The organism is Streptomyces sp. BI87 (genome assembly GCF_025957665.1).
In the GTDB taxonomy this organism is placed as follows: domain Bacteria; phylum Actinomycetota; class Actinomycetes; order Streptomycetales; family Streptomycetaceae; genus Streptomyces; species Streptomyces albidoflavus.
On record NZ_CP110079.1, the window covers coordinates 4,482,390 to 4,500,385 of the forward strand.

Sequence of the window (17,996 nt, forward strand, 5' to 3'; positions counted from 1 at the left end):
GGCGAACGAACCGCGAACCCCACAGCCCGGCCGGCGTTTGAGGCCAATCGGTGACCCGCAGGGTCAGGGGCGGACAGGCAGAGACGGAGCCCAGCCACAGTGCAACCAAAAAGCACCCCCAGCTCCGGGCAAACCGGAGCCGAGGGCGCTTGGTGCAGCCTGTGACGGCCGCCCCGCCCGGCGAGGGCGGAGGGTCAGGACGAGTAGGGCTTGGCGGCCAGAATCTTCACCGAGGCCTGCTTGCCGTTAGGCAGCTCGTACTCGGCCGTGTCCCCGACCTTCTTCCCGTTGACCCCCGTCCCCAGCGGCGACTGCGGCGAGTAGGTCTCGATGTCCGCGCTGGCGTACTCGCGCGAGGCCATCAGGAAGGTCAGCGTGTCGTCAGGATCGCCGTCGAAGGCGATCGTGACGACCATGCCCGGCTCCACGATGCCGTCGTCGGCAGGCGGCTCACCCACCTTCGCCTGGGCCAGGAGCTGGGTCAGCTGTCGCACCCGGAGCTCCTGCTTGCCCTGCTCCTCCTTGGCCGCGTGGTACCCGCCGTTCTCGCGCAGGTCGCCCTCCTCACGCGCCGCCTCGATCTTCTTGGAGATCTCGGTGCGCGCGGGACCAGACAGGTACTCCAGCTCGGCCTTGAGCTGGTTGTACGCCTCCTGGGTCAGCCAGGTGACGTTGTCGCTGGTCTGGGTCACAGGTGCTCCTCGTAGGTACTGGGATACAAAGCATCGCCCTACTCGGAAGGATGTTCCGTACCGGGTGGGCGAAACCACGAGCCTAACAATTCAGGCGCGAAAGGGGGAGGACGAATCTGGCGGGTGCGGCGTCTTCGCAGGTGGCGGGCGTTTCCCGGCTCGGCGGGGTGGGCGCCGTCACCCGGCGCGGCGGGGTGGCCGGTCAGGCGGGGGAGCAGCCGACCAGCTCGACGGCGGTGGCCTGGGAGGTGGTCCGCAACGAGATCACCTTGTCGACGCGGGCCGCGTCCTGGTCGAAGAGGGCGTCCTTGCGGCCGACCTCGCTGCCGTCCTCCGCCAGGGCCCGCACGGTGCAGTAGCCGGCACCCTCGCGGTCCTTGCGCACCTCCAGGTGCACCTTGGCCTGGGTGGCGGCGGAGACGTCGAACTTGATCATCTCGCCGCTGATCGCGGTGCTGGTCACGTGCGACCAGCCGAACCAGACGATCATGGCGACGAAGAGCACGCCCAGCACGCCGCCGGTGACCTTCAGCCGGCGGTCGGTCTGCTCCTCGGCGGACCGGGCCCGTCCGTACCGGCCCTCGGGAAGGTCCTCGCGCACCGCGCTCATGATCAATCCTCTCGGGCTGGGGGCCACCGGAATTTTCCACCGTCCGGTTCGGTCACTATAGAAGCCGACCATCGCGCCGATGCATTGAGGGCGCCGTATTCACGAGGAACGAGTCTTGACAGAGCAGCTGCGACTGATGGCCGTGCACGCCCACCCCGACGACGAGTCGAGCAAGGGCGCGGCGACCATGGCGAAGTATGTGTCCGAGGGGGTGGACGTGCTGGTCGTGACCTGCACCGGGGGCGAGCGCGGTGACGTCCTCAACCCGAAGCTCAAGGGCGACCCGTACATCGAGGAGAACATCCACGAGGTGCGGGCCAAGGAGATGGAGGAGGCCCGGCAGATCCTCGGCGTGCGGCAGGAGTGGCTCGGCTTCGTCGACTCCGGCCTGCCCGAGGGCGACCCGCTGCCGCCGCTGCCCGAGGGCTGCTTCGCGCTGGAGGACGTCGAGGAGGCGGCCGGCCGGCTGGTGAAGTCGATCCGCGCGTTCCGCCCGCAGGTCGTCACGACCTACGACGAGAACGGCGGCTACCCGCACCCCGACCACATCATGACCCACAAGATCACGATGGTGGCCTTCGAGGGCGCCGGGGACCCGGACCGCTTCCCGGAGGACGAGTTCGGCAAGGTCTTCCAGCCGATGAAGCTCTACTACAACCAGGGCTTCAACCGCCCGCGCACCACCGCCCTGCACGAGGCGCTGCTCGCGCGCGGCATGGAGTCGCCGTACGGCGAGTGGCTGGAGCGGTGGCACGAGATGGAGCGGGTCGAGCGCGAGCTGACCACCCACGTGCCCTGCGCGGACTTCTTCGAGATCCGCGACAAGGCGCTGATCGCCCACGCCACCCAGATCGACCCGGACGGCGGCTGGTTCCGCATCCCGATGGAGCTCCAGAAGGAGGTCTGGCCCACCGAGGAGTACGAGCTGGCCAAGTCGCACGTCGCCACGTCCCTCCCCGAGGACGACCTCTTCGCGGGCATCCGCGACAATGGCTGACATGAGCGCTAGCGCAAACCTGGCAATGACGCACCTCGTTCCTCTCGCCAAGGAGCTGGACGAGAACAAGGTGACCCCGGGTGTCCTCGGGTTCATCGTGTTCGCCGTGATGGCCCTCGCCGTCTGGGCCCTGATGAAGTCCATGAACCGCCACATGGGCAAGGTCGACTTCGCCGAGCCCGAGGCGGCCCAGGGCGGCACCCCCGCCCGGGGCTCCGCCGGCAAGTAGCCCCACCGGACCCGCCGGGCCCGCACCGCCCCGGCCGCGCACACCGCGCGCCGGGGCTCTTCGGGGTTCCCGGAGCCCTCGTCCACGCCCCGGCGCGCTCCTACTCGCCCCCGCCCTCCGCAGGCACTCCCGCGCGCATCCGGTCGAGGGCCCGCAGCACCTCGCCCCGGTTCCCCGCCCGCTTGACCCAGACCGGCAGCCGGGCCACCAGCGTCATCTTCTGCCCCGTGTCGTACCAGGGCGCCCGTTCCCGCAGCGAGGCTCCGACGAACCGGCGGACCAGGTCGAGGTGGTCGAGGTTGTACGCCCACAAGGTCCCGTGCCGGGTCTCGGCCCGGAGCCACAGCGGCCTGCCGAAGTAGGGGTCGGTCACCGGGCCGGCGGCGCCGAGCGGGAAGGTCAGCGGCGTGCCGTCGTACCTTCGCGAAGCCGCGCAGCCCCCGCAGACCAGCCGCCTCGCCGCGAAGAGGCGCCGCCCTCCCGGACCCTCGTCTCCCGGAACCCGGCTCACCCGTGCGGCGCCCGCACACCCCGGACACCGCACGAGCACCAGGTCGAGGAAGTCGTACACGGTGGAGCGCGGGTCACGGAAACGGGCGGCGGGGGTGTCCATGCGGCGAGTATGCGAGGGGACGGCGGGCCGTGGCACCCCGGTTTTCGTCCGGGCGCACGGGACCGTACGCGCAGGGTGCGGCCGCCTCACCCCACCCCCATCACCTCCCGCGCGTGTCGCCCCGGCACCAGCCCCAGCCCCCACACCGGCCACTCCCCGGCCGGGTCCACGCCGCGCTCAAGGAGGAGGCGGAAGGCGGGGAGGCAGGTGGTGAGGCGCGGGTCGCGGGCGGGGGAGGGGGAGGCCATCAGGTCGTCGAGGAGGGCGAGGGCCTGGGCGGTGCCGGACTCCGTGCCGCCGGGGGCGGCGAAGGGGAGGAGGGTGGCGGTCAGGAAGCGGGACCACTCCTCGCCCCGGGTGTCGCCGTACGAGGTGAAGAGGGCGGTGGCCTCCTCGGCGAGGGTGAGGGCCTGGCCGGTGCGGCCGTTGCCCGCGTCGGTGACCGCCAGTTCCAGGCAGGTCCAGGCTTCGCCGTGGGCGACGCCGATGCGCCGGAAGTCGGCCCGGGCGTCGACCAGCAACTGCCGGGCGAAGCCGCTGTTGCGCAGGGAGCCGGTCTGCGCGGCCCGCAGGTCGCGGGTGACCCGCGCCGAATGGTGCCGGGCGCAGGCCAGCCCGTACACGTCGCGCATCCGGGAGAACATCGTGCGGGCCCGTTCCAGTTCGCGGACGGCCGTGGCCAGGTCGCCGGAGTCCTCCAGGGCCTGGCCCAGGTGGTAGCGGGTCCACGCCTCGCCGCGGGCGTCCTCGTTGTCACGGTGGCGGGAGAGGGCGCCGCGCAGTTCCTCGGCGGCCTCGGGGCCCTCGGAGCCCTGGTCCCGGTGGAGCCGGGCGCGGCCCAGCTGGGTGAGGGCCCACGCCTGGCCGCGTACGTCGCCTGTCCTGCCGTACAGCTCCAGTGCGGCGCGCAGCTCCTCCTCGGCCCGCTCGACGGTGCCCTGGCGCAGCCGGACCTGGCCGAGCTGGAAGCGGGTCCACGCCTGGCCGTGCAGCGAGGAGTTGGCGGTGTGCAGGCGGTCCGCCTGGACGAGCAGCCGCTCGGCCTCGGTGAGGCGGGAGCGGTCGCGTTCGACAGCGCCCAGCGCGTGCAGGGTCCAGGCCCGGTCCGCCGCCAGTTCGCCGGGCTGCTGGAGCGCCAGCGCCTCACGGAGCTTCTCGGCGGCCTCGGCCAGTTTCCCCTGGTGGTGCAGGGTGATGCCGAGCGAGCAGAGGGCGAGGGCGGCGCCGGGCTCGTGGTGCGCCTCGTAGTACAGGCCGACCACCGAGGTCAGCGTGGTGCGGGCCTTGTCCAGCTCGCCGAGCTGGCGTTCGGCGATGCCGGTGCGCCACTGCACCGAGCGGGCCAGGAGCCCCTGGTCGACGGCGCGGGCCAGGTCGTTCAGCTCGCCGAGGCGGTAGAGGTCGCCGCGGAGCAGGCAGTAGTCGCACAGGGCGCCGAGGAGGTTGCGGACGGCGCCCTGGTCGACGCCCTCCGCGTCGCGCAGCGCGGCGGTGATGAAACTCGACTCCTGGTCCAGCCAGTTGAGCGCGTACTCCAGTGAGCTGAAGCCGTGCGTTCCCATCGCCCCGGCCTGGAACGCCGAGTCGGCCCGGGTCGAGGACCTGCCGTCGACCAGGCCGATCACCTGCTCGGCCAGTTCCGCGTAGTTGACGATCAGCCGTTCCTGCGCCGCCGTCCGCTCCGCCGCCGGCTCCTCGTCGGTCAGCCGGGCCCGGGCGAAGCCGCGGACCAGGGTGTGCAGCCGGTAGCGGCTGCCGCGCACCCTGTCGATCAGCCCGGCCGCCGCCAGCACGCCGAGAAGCCGCTCCGCCTCCTGTTCGCCGGTGTCCAGCAGCGCCGCCGCCGCGGCCGCCCCCAGCGAGGCCCGCCCCGCCAGCGCCAGCCGCCGCAGCAGCCGGCGCGCCGCCTCCTCCTGATCGGTGTGACGCAGCCACAGGGCCCGCTCCACCGGGCTCACCGGGCCGTACGCCTCCAGCGCCGAGGCCAGTTCGCGCGGCGTGCGCCCGGCCAGCGCCGAGCCCGCCACCCGCAGCGCCAGCGGCAGCCCGCCGCACAGCTCCACGATCCGGTCGGTGGCCTGCGCGTCGTACGGGTCGGCCGCCTCGCCCGCCGCCGCCCGCAGCACCTCCTCGGCACCGGCCGCGTCCAGCGCCGTCACCGGCAGCTGCCGCACCCGGGCGGCCGTCCCCTCGGGCAGCTCCATCGGCTCCCGGGCCGTCACCAGGACCAGGCTGTCGGAGTGTTCCGGTACCAGCGCCGCCACCTGCCCGGCGTCCGAGGCGTCGTCCAGCACCACGATCACGGGGACGTCGGTCAGATGCCGCTGGTACAGCTCGGCCAGGCGTCGCGTCTGCTGCTCCGGTGTGCTTCCCTCCCGCTGGAGCAGCTGCTCACGCGGCGCGCCCAGCCGGTTGAGCAGGTGCAGCAGTGCCTCCCGGGTCGACAGCGGCACCGTCCTGCTCTGCCCGCCGCCGCGCAGGTCCACCACGCACGCGCCCCGGAACTGGTCCTTCAGCTCCCGCGCGGCCCGCACCGCCAGCGTGGTGCGGCCCGCGCCCGGCTCGCCGTGCAGCACCAGCACCACCGGCCGGGTCTCCGTCGCCGCCCGTGCCGCCCGCACCTCCTGGGTGATCCGCGCCATCAGCTCCCTGCGGCCCGCGAACGGCCCGTCCCCCGACGGCAGCCGCTCGAACGACCGCTGGAGCACCGAACGCCGCCTGGCCAGCGCGCTCTTGTCGGTCCGCCCCAGCACCGGGCCGGCATGGCGGCGGGCCGGTGCCGCCCGCCGCGCCGCCGGCACCGCGGGTGTCCGCTGCCGCTCCAGGAACGGCCGCACCCCGCGCACCTCCAGCGCCGTGAGCCAGGCCAGCCGCAACTGCTCGGGCCCGCCCGGCTGGCCCAGCGCCCCCGCCTGCCGGTGCGCGGCCGGCCAGTGCACGGCGCCCACCTTCACCACGGTCGCCGCCGCCCCGGCCACACCCACCACGGCCCCCGCGCCCAGCGCCGTACCCGCGCCGGTGCCGAAGGCCAGGTCCGCCGCACAGGCCGCGGCCGCCGCGACCCCGGCGACCAGCAGCGGTGTCCCCACGCCCTCCCGCGCGTACCGCCGGCCGAAACTCTGCCGCTCGGCCTCGGCGGCGGCGACGGCCGCCTCGTACGCCGTGTACTCCTCGTCGGCCGTGCGCAGCAGGGCGTCCAGCTCGCCGCGGGCCCGGGAGAGGAGCACCTGCCCGTCGGTGCGGCCGCCGGAGCGCCGCACCTCCTCCTCGACCGCCCGCGCCAGCACTTCCTCGGCCTGGGTCCGATGACTGGTCCGCATCGCGATCCCCCTTCACGTCACCCGGCCGCGTCCGGCCGGTCCCTGCGGAGCCCCACCGCGCCCATCCCGCCTCCGCCGCCCCAGTGTGGAGCCTGGCGCGCTCCGGCGCGAGGGGGTCGTACGCCGGAGCGAACGGCCCGTCACCTTCCGCTCCTGGCCGAAAACCGCAGGTGTGGGCGGTTCCGGAGTGGGCAGACGGCCGCCGACAGCCCATGGCGCCCCGGCCGCACCGGCCCCGAGGACAAGGACACCCCCATGCTGATGGCGCACCCCGTGGTCCTGCGAGACCTGATCGGCCAGTACGAGACTCTGCGAGCGCTCAACGCCCAGGACGGCGGCGAGGAGGCCCAGCGCCGCCTGGCCGACGTGTCGTACACGCTCTGCGTCGTCACCGGCACCCGGGACGCCGACGCCGCCCTGATCGCCGCCCGCCATCAGCTCCCCGGCGCCCGCGTCACCGACGACTCGGTGCTCACCGCGCCCCCCGCACCCCTCGCCTGACCGCCTCGATCAGGGCCCCGTACGGGAACGGGCCGGTGCTCCCGAGGGAGCCCGGCCCGTTCCCGTACGGGGCCCACGCGGGCGTCAGACCTGGCCGCGCCAGCCGCCGGTCTCCGTGCCGCGCTTCTCGATGAAGCTCTTGAACCGCTCCAGGTCGCCCACGGCCTGCCGCCGGACGAGGCCGAGCTTGTCGCCGACCTGTTCGGTGACGCCGTGCGGCTCGTGCTCCAGTTGCAGCATGACCTTGGTCCGGTCGTCGGAGATCCGGTGGAAGGTGACCACACCGGCCTGCCGCACCTCGCCCCCGACGGTCGTCCAGGCCACCCGCTCGTCCGGGATCTGCTCGGTGACCTCGGCGTCGAACTCCCGCCGTACGCCGTCCACCTGGGTCACCCAGTGGGTCAGCGTCGGCGTGCGCTGCTCGATCCGTTCGACCCCGGACATGAAGCGCGGGTACTCCTCGAACTGCGTCCACTGGTTGTAGACCGCCGACAGCGGGGCCGTTACCTCGACGGACTCTTCGATGTGGCTCATGAATGGCTGCCTTTCCGTGTGGTGGTGACGGGGGGACCTGGAGCGTGTTGCCGGGTGGGCGGGGGGTCATGCGAAAAGGCTTCGACAGAAGCTGCGCCGATGCCCTGTCATGGGAAGCGGCCTTCGTGCACCCGCCTGCCCCGAACCCCAGGAGCGCTCTTGCCGACCGACAGCCCTGCCATCGACACCCCCCTGGTCAGGCGCCTGGTCGATGCCCAGTTCCCGCACTGGGCCCACCTGCCGCTGACCCCGCTGGAGCCGGCCGGGTCGGACCATGTGATCCACCGGCTGGGGGACGGGCTGACCGTGCGGCTGCCGCGCCATGCCGGGGCCGTCGGGCAGGCCCGCAAGGAGGCCGAGTGGCTGCCGCGGCTCGCCGCGCACGTGTCGCTGGCGGTGCCCGAGCCGGCCGGGGTCGGAAAGCCCGCTTTCGGCTATCCCTGGCCGTGGGCGGTGACCCGGTGGCTGGAGGGGGAGGTGGCGACCGTCGAGACGCTGGGCGACTCCGTGACGGCGGCCGGGCAGCTCGTCGGGTTCCTCACCGAGCTGCAGCGCTTCGAGCCGGGGGCGGTCGCCGAGGCGGCCACCCGGGGCGACCTGGCCGGGGACGTGCTGGCCGCGAGGGACGCCTCGACCCGCGCCTCCATCGCCGCGACCGCCGGGGTGTTCGACGCCGCCGCCATGACGGGCCTGTGGGAGGCGGCTCTCGCCGCTCCCGAGTGGCACCGCCCGCCGGTCTGGTTCCACGGCGACTTCCACACCGGCAACCTCCTCGTCACCGGCGGCCGCCTCAGCGCCGTCATCGACTTCGGCGGCTTCGGCGCCGGCGACCCCGCCCGCGACATGATGATCGCCCACACCCTGCTCTCCCCCCGGACCCGCGCCGTCTTCCGCGAGACCCTGGACGTGGACGACGCGACCTGGCTGCGCGGCCGCGGGTGGTCCCTGGCGGCGGGGCTGAGCGCGTACACCGCCTACGCGGCGGTGAACCAGCGGGTGGCGGCCGCGACGACACGGCAGATCCTGGCGGCGCTGGAGGGGTAGGCCCGGACGGCGCACTCCACGGGCGGGAGTGCGGGCACCGGCCCGCTACACCGGCTGCCACGGCACCGCCCGCCTCCACTCGGCCGTCCTGCCGCCGCGATTGCGGGCCCGCGCGCCTGTGCCCAGGGTGGAAAGGAGGGGGCACCCGCGAGGAAGGACGAGGGCCCATGGCTGTGATCTCCCGGGGTTTCCACGGACGGCGCGGCCCCGGCGGCGACCGCCTCCCGCCCGGCCAGTACCTCACCGAGGACTTCCCCGTCCTCTCGGCGGGCCCGACGCCGCACATCCCGCTCGACCGCTGGAGCTTCACCCTCACCACCGCCGCCGGTGAGAAGCACACCTGGGACTGGGACGCCCTGATGTCCCTGCCCAGCGAGACCCCGCAGGCCGACATCCACTGCGTCACCCGCTGGTCCAAGTACGGCACCCGCTGGCGCGGCGTCCCCGTGGACGCCTTCCTTGAGGGCGTCGACCCGGACGGTACGTACGTCCTGGTCACCTCCTACGGCGGCTACTCCACCGACATGCCGCTGGCCGACGTCACCGGCGGCAGGGCGTGGATCGTCCACGAGTACGACGGCGCGCCGCTGCCTCCCGAGCACGGCGGACCCGCGCGGATGCTCGTGCCGCACCTGTACTTCTGGAAGTCGGCCAAATGGGTGAACGGCATGCGGCTGACCAGGACCGACGAGCCGGGATTCTGGGAGCAGCTCGGCTATCACGCGTACGGCGACCCGTGGCGCGAGCAGCGCGTCCAGGGCGACTGATGCGGGCCCCCGCCCGCTGGCGCGCGGCCGTCGTCGCCGAGGTGCGCCAGGAGACGGCCGACGCCCGCACCCTGGTACTCACCGCCGACGGCTGGCCGGGCCACCTGGCGGGCCAGCACGTGGACCTCCGCCTGACCGCCGAGGACGGCTACCAGGCGGTCCGCAGCTACTCACTCTGCGCCCCCGCCGACGGCGCCCGGCTGGAGGTGTCCGTGCAGCCCGTCGCGGACGGCGAGGTCTCGCCCTACCTCGCCGGGGAGGTACGCCCCGGCGACGAGCTGGAGGTCCGCGGCCCCCTCGGCGGCTGGTTCGTCTGGGACCCCGCCGACGGCGTGCCCGACCCCGTCCTGCTGGCCGGCGGCGGCTCCGGCGTCGCCCCGCTGATGGCGATGGTCCGCGCCCGCCGGAACGCCCCCGCCCCCGCCCCGCTGCGCCTGCTGCACTCGGTACGCGCACCTGACCAGCGCTGGTACGCGGCGGAACTGGACCGGCTGGCCGCCGAGCCGGGCGGCCCCGTGGTGGACACCGTCCACACCCGCCAGGCACCGCCCGGCGCGGTACGGCCGCCCGGCCGCCTGACCCTGCCGGATCTGGAGCGCCCCGGCTGGCGGGCACAGGACGCCCCGCGCTGCTTCGTCTGCGGCCCCACCGCGTTCGTGGAGGCCGTCTCCGGCCTCCTGGTCGAGGTGGGCCACCCGCCCGACCGGATCAGGACCGAGCGCTTCGGCTGACGCGACGGCCGGACCCGCCCCGACCGACCCCGCCCCCTGCCCCCGACCCGCCAGGAGCCCACCGATGACCTCCGCCGCCACCACCGCCCACCAGCCCACCCACCGGGACGGCAACGTCCTGGCGGGCCTCCTCTCCGAGGTCTTCGACGTCGACCTGACCGGCGCCCTGCGCCGCTGCCCCCACTGCGGCCTCCTCGGCGCCCTCGCCCAGCTCCACGTCTACGGCCGCCTGCCCGGCCTGGTGGCCCGCTGCCCCGCCTGTTCCGCGATCGCCCTGCGGGTCGCCCGACACCCGGGCGCCCTGTGGCTGGAGTTCGGCGGCACGGGCGCGGTGCGCATCCCGCTCGACGGCGGCTGAGCGCGGGGGGCGCTGCCTGGCCCCAGTCCCCTACGTGTGCTGGTGCTCGTGCCGCCTGATCATCTGGGCGAAGCCGACCAGCGCACGATCAGCACGTCCACGATCAGTACGCCCACCGCGATGATCAGCCAGAGCGGGGTGGCGCCGAACTGGTCGTCGGCGAGGTGGAGCAGGAGTCTCGACACCTCCCGTTGTTCACCCAGTTGCAGTACCTTGCCCCTCCCGCCGCGCGGCGGCGTGGAGGCCGGCGGAGGGCCGGTCCGGGCTCGACGGGGGCAGAGGCATGAGCGCTGGGGACGTCGTAGGTCTCGTAGGGGCTGTCGTGATCATCGTGGGCGTGGTCGCCATCGTCCGGATTCTGCGCAGCGGCACCATCATCAGTCCGGTGGTCATCCACCCCACCTGCGCCGACTGCGGGCACTCCTTGCCCAAGCACTGGGACGGGGGCCGCTGCCACCACGAGTTCGGCCACCACACCTGGAACAACGACAGTTACGGAAACAGCCAGCAGAGGTTCGGGGACGTGTGCGGGTGCGGGAGGTTCCGGGCGAAGGGCGCCGGGGGCTGACCGGACCGCCTCCGGCGGGCCCGCGGCGCGGACCAGCTTTTTTGCTGGTCAGCTTTTTGGGATTGTGGCGGTGATGTGCCGACGTGAAAAGGCCCGAATTCCACCTGTAGGACCGGCGGTGGGCGTAAGTGTTTTCATGGCGCGACCATCTCGACCTGAGGGAGAGGCGCTGCGGCATCGAAGTCTGTTACCGCGTTGTGGTCGAGGCTGGCGGCTGTGTCCCAGGCGTCAGCCAGGTTCGGTACGGGGCAGCAGGTTGTGCTGCTTGTAGGCGTTCGTGCTCACGACGACCACCTCGCCCGTCTGCTCCGGGTTGGCTGGTGTGTGCATCTGCGCGGGCGCCACCGTCTCGGCGGTCCATCCACCTCTTTCGAGGGGCTTCGGAGGCGCAGCACTTTGGTGTCGACCTCCTGTCCGTCGATGCCGCGCCGACCGGCTTCGGAAGCGCACATCACTCTCACTTGCCCGTTTCCTTCCTGCCTCGTGGCGCGTGGGTGTCGTGGGGGCCGGTGCGCGAGGATTGAGGTATGGCCAACCGACTAGCGCAGTCCACCTCCCCCTATCTCCTCCAGCACGCCGACAACCCCGTCGACTGGCACCCCTGGGGCCCGGACGCCTTCGAGGAGGCCCGCCGCCGCGACGTGCCCGTCCTGCTCTCCGTCGGCTACTCCGCCTGTCACTGGTGCCACGTCATGGCCCACGAGAGCTTCGAGGACGAGGCGACCGCCGCGGTGATGAACGCGGGGTTCGTCAACGTCAAGGTGGATCGGGAGGAGCGGCCCGATGTCGATGCCGTCTACATGGAGGCGGTGCAGGCGGCGACCGGGCACGGGGGGTGGCCCATGACGGTGTTTCTGACGCCGGAGGGGGAGCCGTTCTACTTCGGGACGTACTTTCCGCCGGAGCCTCGGCACGGGATGCCCGGGTTCCGGGAGGTGTTGGAAGGGGTGCGGGTCGCCTGGGCCGAGCGGCGGGGGGAGGTCGACGAGGTGGCCGGGAAGATCGTGGCCGATCTGCGGGAGCGGCGGCTGACGCTGGGGGAGCCGCGACAGCCCGGTGCCGAGGAGACGGCGCAGGCGCTGCTCGGGCTCACCCGGGAGTACGACCCGGTGAACGGGGGGTTCGGGGGCGCGCCCAAGTTCCCGCCGTCCATGGTGCTGGAGTTCCTGCTGCGGCATTACGCCCGTACCGGCGCCGAGGGGGCGCTCCAGATGGCGGCCGACACCGCTGAGCGGATGGCGCGCGGGGGGATCTACGACCAGCTCGGCGGCGGGTTCGCCCGGTACTCCGTCGACCGGGAGTGGATCGTGCCGCACTTCGAGAAGATGTTGTACGACAATGCGCTGCTGTGCAGGGTGTACGTCCATCTGTGGCGGACCACCGGGGCCGAGCTGGCGCGGCGGGTGGCGTTGGAGACCGCCGAGTTCATGGTGCGGGATCTGGCCACTCCGCAGGGCGGGTTCGCCTCGGCGCTCGACGCGGACAGTGCGGACGCGAGCGGGCGGATGGTGGAGGGGGCGTACTACGTGTGGACGCCCGCGCAGCTCGTCGAGGTGCTCGGGGAGGAGGACGGGCGGATCGCCGCCGCGCACTTCGGGGTGACCGAGGAGGGCACCTTCGAGGAGGGGGCCTCGGTGCTGCGGCTGCCGCAGGAGGACGGGGCCGTCCAGGAGGCGGGGCGGATGGCGTCGATCCGCGAGCGGCTGTACGAGGCGCGGCTGCGCCGGCCCGAGCCGGGGCGGGACGACAAGGTGGTGGCCGCCTGGAACGGGCTGGCGATCGCCGCGCTGGCCGAGGCCGGGGCCTGCTTCGAGCGGCCGGACCTGGTCGACGCCGCGGTGACCGCCGCCGACCTGCTGGTCCGGGTCCACCTCGACGACCACGCGCGGCTCACCCGCACCTCCCGCGACGGCCGGGCGTCGAGCAACGCGGGCGTCCTGGAGGACTACGCCGACGTCGCCGAAGGCTTCCTCGCGCTGGCCTCCGTCACGGGGGAGGGCGTCTGGCTCGACTTCGCGGGGCTGCTCCTCGACGGGGTCCTCGACCGCTTCACCGACGAGAGCGGCGCCCTCTACGACACCGCCTCCGACGCCGAACAGCTCATCCGGCGCCCGCAGGACCCGACCGACAACGCCACCCCGTCCGGCTGGACCGCCGCCGCCGGAGCGCTGCTCGGCTACGCGGCGCAGACCGGCTCCGAGCCGCACCGCACCGCCGCCGAACGGGCGCTCGGCGTGGTGGCGGCGCTCGGGCCGAAGGTGCCGCGCTTCATCGGCCACGGCCTGGCCGTCACCGAGGCGCTGCTCGACGGTCCCCGCGAGGTGGCCGTGGTGGGCGACCCGGACGACCCGCGCACTGCCGCACTGCACCGTACGGCGCTGCTCTCGACGGCGCCCGGCGCGGTCGTCGCGGTCGGCCCGGCCGACGGCGAACTGCCGCTGCTGGCCGGGCGGGTACCGGCCGACGGCGCGCCCACCGCGTACGTCTGCCGCGGTTTCGTCTGTGACGCGCCGACGACCGATCCGGCCCTGCTCGTCGCCCAGCTCGGCGGCTGACGCGGTGCCGGCCGGGGTCTCAGGCCCTGGCCGGCACCTTGCCGAACTCGCGGAGCGCCTGGCGGACGATGGTCTCCAGGCGGTCGTGGTGGGCGCCGCGCCAGTAGACCCGGCCGCAGGCGTCGCACCGGGCGAAGACGTCGTACGTGGCCTTGGTGCCGCCCTCCAAATCGCGGGCGACCTCGTCCTTGTCGGCGTCGCGAAGCCGGCCGTTGCAGGCGGTGCACCGTGTCCAGGGGGTCAGGACGGGGGCGAACCTGCCGAGGACGTCGCGTAGTTGCTCGTCGGGCTTGTCGCTGTAGACGTACCCGCCGGCCCACAGTTCGCGGCGGCGGAGCAGCCCCCGGTCGCGGCTGAGCAGGACCCGCTGTTCGGCGGCGGAGCGGGCGGCCAGGGCGGGGTCGCCGAGGTCGTGGCTCTCGTAGGCGGTGTCGATGCCGAGCAGCCGCATCCGGCGGGCCAGGGTGCCCAGGTGCACGTCGAGGAGGAAGCGCAACGGCGCCCCCTCGACCTGCTGCGGGCGGGCCACGGCCCCCACGGTGACGTGTTCCCCGGCGGCGGGGACGTGGCCGCGCCCCACCTCGCGGCCGTCGACGGTGAGTGAGCCGACCTCGGTCAGCGGGACGCCGAGCGACTCCACCACGTGGCCGAGGGTCGAGGCCCCGTCGGTGATCACGGTGCTGGGACCTGCCCGGCGCTCGTGCGAGACGAAGAGGCCCAGCCCGGGCGCGAAGGTGAGGAGGATCTCCGGTCCGTTCATCCGGCCAGGATGGCACGGGCCCGGACGGCTCGGGGGACGCTTTCCGGTCCTGTGCCCCTTCCGGTGCGGCTTCGTGTCACCTGGGTGGGGGAGGCGGCGGGGGCGCGTGAGGGGGGTGGGGTGCGTGGGCCGGGCGGGGTCCGCGGGAGTCGTGGGCGCGGAGCTGGGGCCGACTGGCGAGAGAAGTAAGCGGACTCTGTGGGGTGTGGTGGGACAGCTCCACGAGCTGCGGCGGGGATGGGGTTGGAGGCTGAATCGGAGGGCTGCCTGATGGGCCGGAGCGGGAGAACCGCCGTCGTTTGTCAGAGCCGTATGTCACTCTCGGATGAAGTAGCGCTCACATGGAGTTACTTCGGTCGCCGGTGCGGCCGGGGGAGAGAGGGGACGCGGATGTACGCGGATGCGAAGAGGGTGCCTGGCGCGCGGCGCGGGCGGCGGGCCGAGGTGTTCGCCCTGCTGGCGGCGGTGGCCTGCGTCGTGGGGTACGCGCTGCTGGGGGCGGCCGGGGTGCTCGGCGTCGTGCTGCTGGTGGTGGTCGGGCTCGCCGTGGCGGTGGCCTCGGCGTCGAGACCGGCGGCGGCCGGGGGCCGCAGGCCGGTGCGGGCCACCGCGGCCGAGCGGCGGGAGGCCCGGCGGGCGGTGCGGGCGCTGGTCCGGGCCGAGCAGGCGGCGGAGCGGGCGGAGCGCCAGGTCGCCCGGGGCCGCCCGGCCCGGCTCTCGCTCGGGGGCGACGGCGTGGTGCCGGGCGACTCGGGGTGAACGCGAGGGGCGGCGGGCGTGGTGCCCGCCGCCCCTGGCGGCCCGGTTCCGGTTGTCCTGCCGCGGAGTCAGCCCCGCTGGTACGCCACCAGGGAGATGGCGACGTAGTGCACGACGAAGGCCGCGAGGGTCAGCGAGTGGAAGACCTCGTGGAAGCCGAAGTAGCGCGGGGAGGGGTTGGGGCGCTTGAGGCCGTAGATGATGCCGCCGGCGCTGTAGAGGAGACCGCCCACGACGACGAGGACCAGGACGGCGACGCCGCCCGCGCGCATGAAGTCCGGGAGGAAGAAGACGGCCGCCCAGCCCATGGCGATGTAGCAGGGGGTGTAGAGCCAGCGGGGCGCGCCCACCCAGAAGACGCGGAAGAGTATCCCGGCCAGTGCGGCGGCCCAGATGCCCCACAACAGCCAGCGGCTCTTCTCCTCGGGCAGCAGCAGCATCGTCAGGGGCGTGTAGGTGCCCGCGATGATCAGGAAGATGTTGGCGTGGTCGAGGCGGCGCAGGATGGCCTCGCCGCGCGCTCCCCAGGTGCCCCGGTGGTACAGAGCGCTGACGCCGAAGAGGAGGCAGGCGCTGAGGGCGTAGATCGCACAGGCGACGCGCCCCCGGGTGGAATCGGTGAACGCGGTCAGGACCAGCCCCGCGATGACGACGGCCGGGAACATTCCGGCGTGCAGCCAGCCGCGGAGCTTGGGCTTGACGATGGCGGGGATCTCGGCCGCGAGCTTGGCCGCGGTCGAACCCTTCGACGGGGAGGTCGTCGCCTCGGAGGCGGGCTGAGTCATGTTCCGCATCGTAGCTACGGCCCCGTAGGTAGGGAATCAGTGGCTCCCGCACGGGGGCCGGGCGGGTGTCCGGGGCGGTGCGGGCAGGGCGGGACGGCGGTGGGCGGCGTGTCCGATACGTGGCGATGCTCACGTGGGCGGCCCCCTGGACATATGGGCGCGACAGGCGGATGATCAAATGAGTGCGGTCGGCACCGGATGAGCGGCTACGAAGCATCCGGGTCGCGGCCCCCACGGGGCACTCACCTCTCACACCCTCACTTAGGAGCGATCGTGGCGCGCGACATCGCGGCTCCCCCTGCCCCCACCAACCACCAGGAACTCGTCGCCTGGGTGGACGAGATCGCCGAACTGACGCAGCCGGACCAGGTGGTCTGGTGCGACGGTTCGGAGGCCGAGTACGAGCGTCTCGCCGAGGAGCTCGTGGCCAAGGGCACCTTCACGAAACTGGACCCGATCAAGCGCCCCAACTCCTACTACGCCGCCTCCGACCCCTCGGACGTCGCCCGCGTCGAGGACCGCACCTTCATCTGCTCCGCCAAGGAGGAGGACGCGGGCCCGACCAACCACTGGAAGGACCCCGCCGAGATGCGGGAGATCTTCGTCGGTGAGCAGGGCATCTTCCGCGGCTCGATGCGGGGCCGCACCATGTACGTGGTGCCCTTCTGCATGGGCCCCGTCGGCTCGCCGCTCTCCGCGATCGGCGTCGAGATCACCGACTCCGCGTACGTGGCCGTGGCGATGCGCACCATGACCCGCATGGGGCAGCAGGTCCTCGACGAGCTGGGCTCCGACGGCTTCTTCGTCAAGGCCGTCCACACCCTCGGCGCGCCGCTCGCCGAGGGCGAGCAGGACGTCCCGTGGCCCTGCAACACCACCAAGTACATCTCGCACTTCCCCGAGGACCGCGAGATCTGGTCGTACGGCTCGGGCTACGGCGGCAACGCCCTGCTCGGCAAGAAGTGCTACGCCCTGCGGATCGCCTCCGTGATGGCCCGCGACGAGGGCTGGCTCGCCGAGCACATGCTGATCCTCAAGCTGACCCCGCCGCGCGGCGAGGCCAAGTACGTCGCCGCCGCCTTCCCGTCGGCCTGCGGCAAGACCAACCTCGCCATGCTGGAGCCGACCATCTCCGGCTGGACCGTGGAGACCATCGGCGACGATATCGCCTGGATGCGCTTCGGCGAGGACGGCCGCCTCTACGCGATCAACCCGGAGGCCGGTTTCTTCGGCGTCGCGCCCGGCACCGGCGAGCACACCAACGCCAACGCCATGAAGACCATGTGGGGCAACTCCGTCTTCACCAACGTCGCGCTCACCGACGACGGCGACGTCTGGTGGGAGGGGATGACCGAGGAGCCGCCGGCCCACCTCACCGACTGGAAGGGCAACGACTGGACCCCCGAGTCCGCCACGCCCGCCGCCCACCCCAACGCCCGCTTCACCGTCCCGGCCGGCCAGTGCCCGATCATCGCGCCGGAGTGGGAGGACCCGAAGGGCGTGCCGATCTCGGCCATCCTCTTCGGCGGCCGCCGCGCCACCGCCGTGCCGCTGGTCACCGAGTCGCTCAGCTGGAACCACGGCGTCTTCCTGGGCGCCAACGTCGCCTCCGAGAAGACCGCCGCCGCCGAGGGCAAGGTCGGCGAGCTGCGCCGCGACCCCTTCGCGATGCTGCCCTTCTGCGGCTACAACATGGGCGACTACATGGCCCACTGGGTCAAGGTCGGCGCCGACAAGGACCAGGCCAAGCTGCCGAAGATCTACTACGTCAACTGGTTCCGCAAGAACGACGCGGGCAAGTTCGTCTGGCCCGGCTTCGGTGAGAACAGCCGCGTCCTGAAGTGGATCGTGGAGCGCCTGGACGGCACCGCCGAGGGCGTCGAGACCCCGATCGGCGTGCTGCCCACCAAGGAGTCGCTGGACACCGAGGGCCTGGACATCTCCGACGCCGACCTCGACTTCCTGCTCACCGTCGACAAGGGCGCCTGGCGCGAGGAGGCCGCCCTGGTCCCGGACCACTTCAACACCTTCGGCGACCACACGCCCAAGGAGCTGTGGGACGAGCACCGCGCCCTGGTCGAGCGCCTGGGCTGATCGATCCCGCCGGCCGCGTGGCGTGTCACGAGCGCCCACGCGGCCGGCGTCCCGCGTACCACGCGGAGGCCGGAGGTGT

Annotated in this window: 19 protein-coding genes; 11 read left to right on the top strand and 8 right to left on the bottom strand. The window is 73.2% G+C overall.

Annotation, left to right across the window (positions count from 1 at the left end):
- Positions 1-194: 194 nt before the first annotated feature.
- Entirely contained in the window at positions 195-692 is a 498-nt protein-coding gene (gene greA / locus OIM89_RS20030) for a transcription elongation factor GreA (protein ID WP_030699114.1), read from the bottom strand.
- A gap of 202 nt (positions 693-894) precedes the next feature.
- A complete protein-coding gene (locus OIM89_RS20035; protein WP_030699115.1) occupies positions 895-1,302 on the bottom strand; it encodes a DUF4307 domain-containing protein in 408 nt (135 codons plus the stop codon).
- A 115-nt stretch (positions 1,303-1,417) separates the two neighbouring features.
- Between OIM89_RS20035 and mca the strand changes: the two genes are divergently transcribed.
- Together mca and OIM89_RS20045 are read left to right on the top strand one after the other, a co-directional pair.
- Positions 1,418-2,299, top strand: a complete 882-nt coding sequence (gene mca / locus OIM89_RS20040; RefSeq protein ID WP_078857997.1) for a mycothiol conjugate amidase Mca — start codon at positions 1,418-1,420, stop codon at positions 2,297-2,299.
- A complete protein-coding gene (locus OIM89_RS20045) occupies positions 2,292-2,528 on the top strand; it encodes a hypothetical protein (protein WP_030699117.1) in 237 nt (78 codons plus the stop codon). The genes mca and OIM89_RS20045 overlap by 8 nt, the downstream gene beginning before the upstream one ends.
- A gap of 100 nt (positions 2,529-2,628) precedes the next feature.
- On the opposite strand, the gene OIM89_RS20050 is transcribed toward OIM89_RS20045, so the two are convergent.
- Both OIM89_RS20050 and OIM89_RS20055 read right to left on the bottom strand, forming a co-directional pair.
- Positions 2,629-3,141 carry a hypothetical protein gene (locus OIM89_RS20050; RefSeq protein WP_047464902.1) on the bottom strand — a complete coding sequence of 171 codons (513 nt, stop codon included), beginning with the start codon at positions 3,139-3,141 and terminating at the stop codon, positions 2,629-2,631.
- 86 nt (positions 3,142-3,227) lie between these two features.
- Positions 3,228-6,461 (bottom strand): NB-ARC domain-containing protein, encoded by a 3,234-nt coding sequence (locus tag OIM89_RS20055; protein WP_264491488.1) that lies wholly within the window; start codon positions 6,459-6,461, stop codon positions 3,228-3,230.
- A gap of 255 nt (positions 6,462-6,716) precedes the next feature.
- Between OIM89_RS20055 and OIM89_RS20060 the strand changes: the two genes are divergently transcribed.
- Positions 6,717-6,962, top strand: coding sequence for a DUF5133 domain-containing protein (locus tag OIM89_RS20060; protein WP_047464904.1), 246 nt, complete (start codon positions 6,717-6,719; stop codon positions 6,960-6,962).
- Between the two features lie 84 nt (positions 6,963-7,046).
- Here the strand turns inward: OIM89_RS20060 and OIM89_RS20065 are convergent, their stop codons facing one another.
- Entirely contained in the window at positions 7,047-7,496 is a 450-nt protein-coding gene (locus OIM89_RS20065; protein WP_195730959.1) for an SRPBCC family protein, read from the bottom strand.
- 159 nt (positions 7,497-7,655) lie between these two features.
- Here OIM89_RS20065 and OIM89_RS20070 point away from each other — a divergent pair, with 159 nt between their 5' ends.
- The 4 genes from OIM89_RS20070 to OIM89_RS20085 all read left to right on the top strand — a co-directional run bounded on the left by OIM89_RS20070 (position 7,656) and on the right by OIM89_RS20085 (position 10,396).
- A complete protein-coding gene (locus tag OIM89_RS20070) occupies positions 7,656-8,540 on the top strand; it encodes an aminoglycoside phosphotransferase family protein (RefSeq protein ID WP_047464908.1) in 885 nt (294 codons plus the stop codon).
- Between the two features lie 167 nt (positions 8,541-8,707).
- Positions 8,708-9,307: a sulfite oxidase-like oxidoreductase gene (locus tag OIM89_RS20075; protein WP_047464910.1), complete on the top strand. Its 600-nt coding sequence runs from the start codon at positions 8,708-8,710 to the stop codon at positions 9,305-9,307.
- Positions 9,307-10,038: a ferredoxin reductase gene (locus OIM89_RS20080; RefSeq protein ID WP_264491489.1), complete on the top strand. Its 732-nt coding sequence runs from the start codon at positions 9,307-9,309 to the stop codon at positions 10,036-10,038. The genes OIM89_RS20075 and OIM89_RS20080 overlap by 1 nt, the downstream gene beginning before the upstream one ends.
- A 64-nt stretch (positions 10,039-10,102) precedes the next feature.
- A complete protein-coding gene (locus tag OIM89_RS20085) occupies positions 10,103-10,396 on the top strand; it encodes a DUF6510 family protein (protein WP_151169380.1) in 294 nt (97 codons plus the stop codon).
- A 59-nt stretch (positions 10,397-10,455) separates the two neighbouring features.
- On the opposite strand, the gene OIM89_RS20090 is transcribed toward OIM89_RS20085, so the two are convergent.
- Positions 10,456-10,581 carry a hypothetical protein gene (locus tag OIM89_RS20090; protein ID WP_260679511.1) on the bottom strand — a complete coding sequence of 42 codons (126 nt, stop codon included), beginning with the start codon at positions 10,579-10,581 and terminating at the stop codon, positions 10,456-10,458.
- Between the two features lie 137 nt (positions 10,582-10,718).
- Between OIM89_RS20090 and OIM89_RS20095 the strand changes: the two genes are divergently transcribed.
- Both OIM89_RS20095 and OIM89_RS20100 read left to right on the top strand, forming a co-directional pair.
- The gene (locus tag OIM89_RS20095) at positions 10,719-10,964 is read left to right on the top strand and encodes a hypothetical protein (protein ID WP_147483978.1); all 246 of its coding nucleotides are present in this window, start codon (positions 10,719-10,721) and stop codon (positions 10,962-10,964) included.
- 527 nt (positions 10,965-11,491) lie between these two features.
- Positions 11,492-13,519, top strand: a complete 2,028-nt coding sequence (locus OIM89_RS20100; protein ID WP_217467050.1) for a thioredoxin domain-containing protein — start codon at positions 11,492-11,494, stop codon at positions 13,517-13,519.
- Between the two features lie 19 nt (positions 13,520-13,538).
- Here the strand turns inward: OIM89_RS20100 and OIM89_RS20105 are convergent, their stop codons facing one another.
- A complete protein-coding gene (locus OIM89_RS20105) occupies positions 13,539-14,279 on the bottom strand; it encodes a Mut7-C RNAse domain-containing protein (RefSeq protein WP_175457737.1) in 741 nt (246 codons plus the stop codon).
- Positions 14,280-14,669: 390 nt separating this feature from the next.
- Between OIM89_RS20105 and OIM89_RS20110 the strand changes: the two genes are divergently transcribed.
- Complete coding sequence (locus tag OIM89_RS20110; protein WP_264491490.1) at positions 14,670-15,038, top strand: hypothetical protein; 369 nt, start codon at positions 14,670-14,672, stop codon at positions 15,036-15,038.
- Between the two features lie 68 nt (positions 15,039-15,106).
- On the opposite strand, the gene trhA is transcribed toward OIM89_RS20110, so the two are convergent.
- On the bottom strand, positions 15,107-15,832 hold the full coding sequence (gene trhA, locus OIM89_RS20115) for a PAQR family membrane homeostasis protein TrhA (RefSeq protein ID WP_372588022.1): 726 nt from the start codon (positions 15,830-15,832) through the stop codon (positions 15,107-15,109).
- Positions 15,833-16,096: 264 nt separating this feature from the next.
- On the opposite strand from trhA, the gene OIM89_RS20120 reads away from it, so the two are divergent.
- Complete coding sequence (locus OIM89_RS20120) at positions 16,097-17,917, top strand: phosphoenolpyruvate carboxykinase (GTP) (RefSeq protein WP_264491491.1); 1,821 nt, start codon at positions 16,097-16,099, stop codon at positions 17,915-17,917.
- The last annotated feature ends 79 nt before the right edge of the window (positions 17,918-17,996 follow it).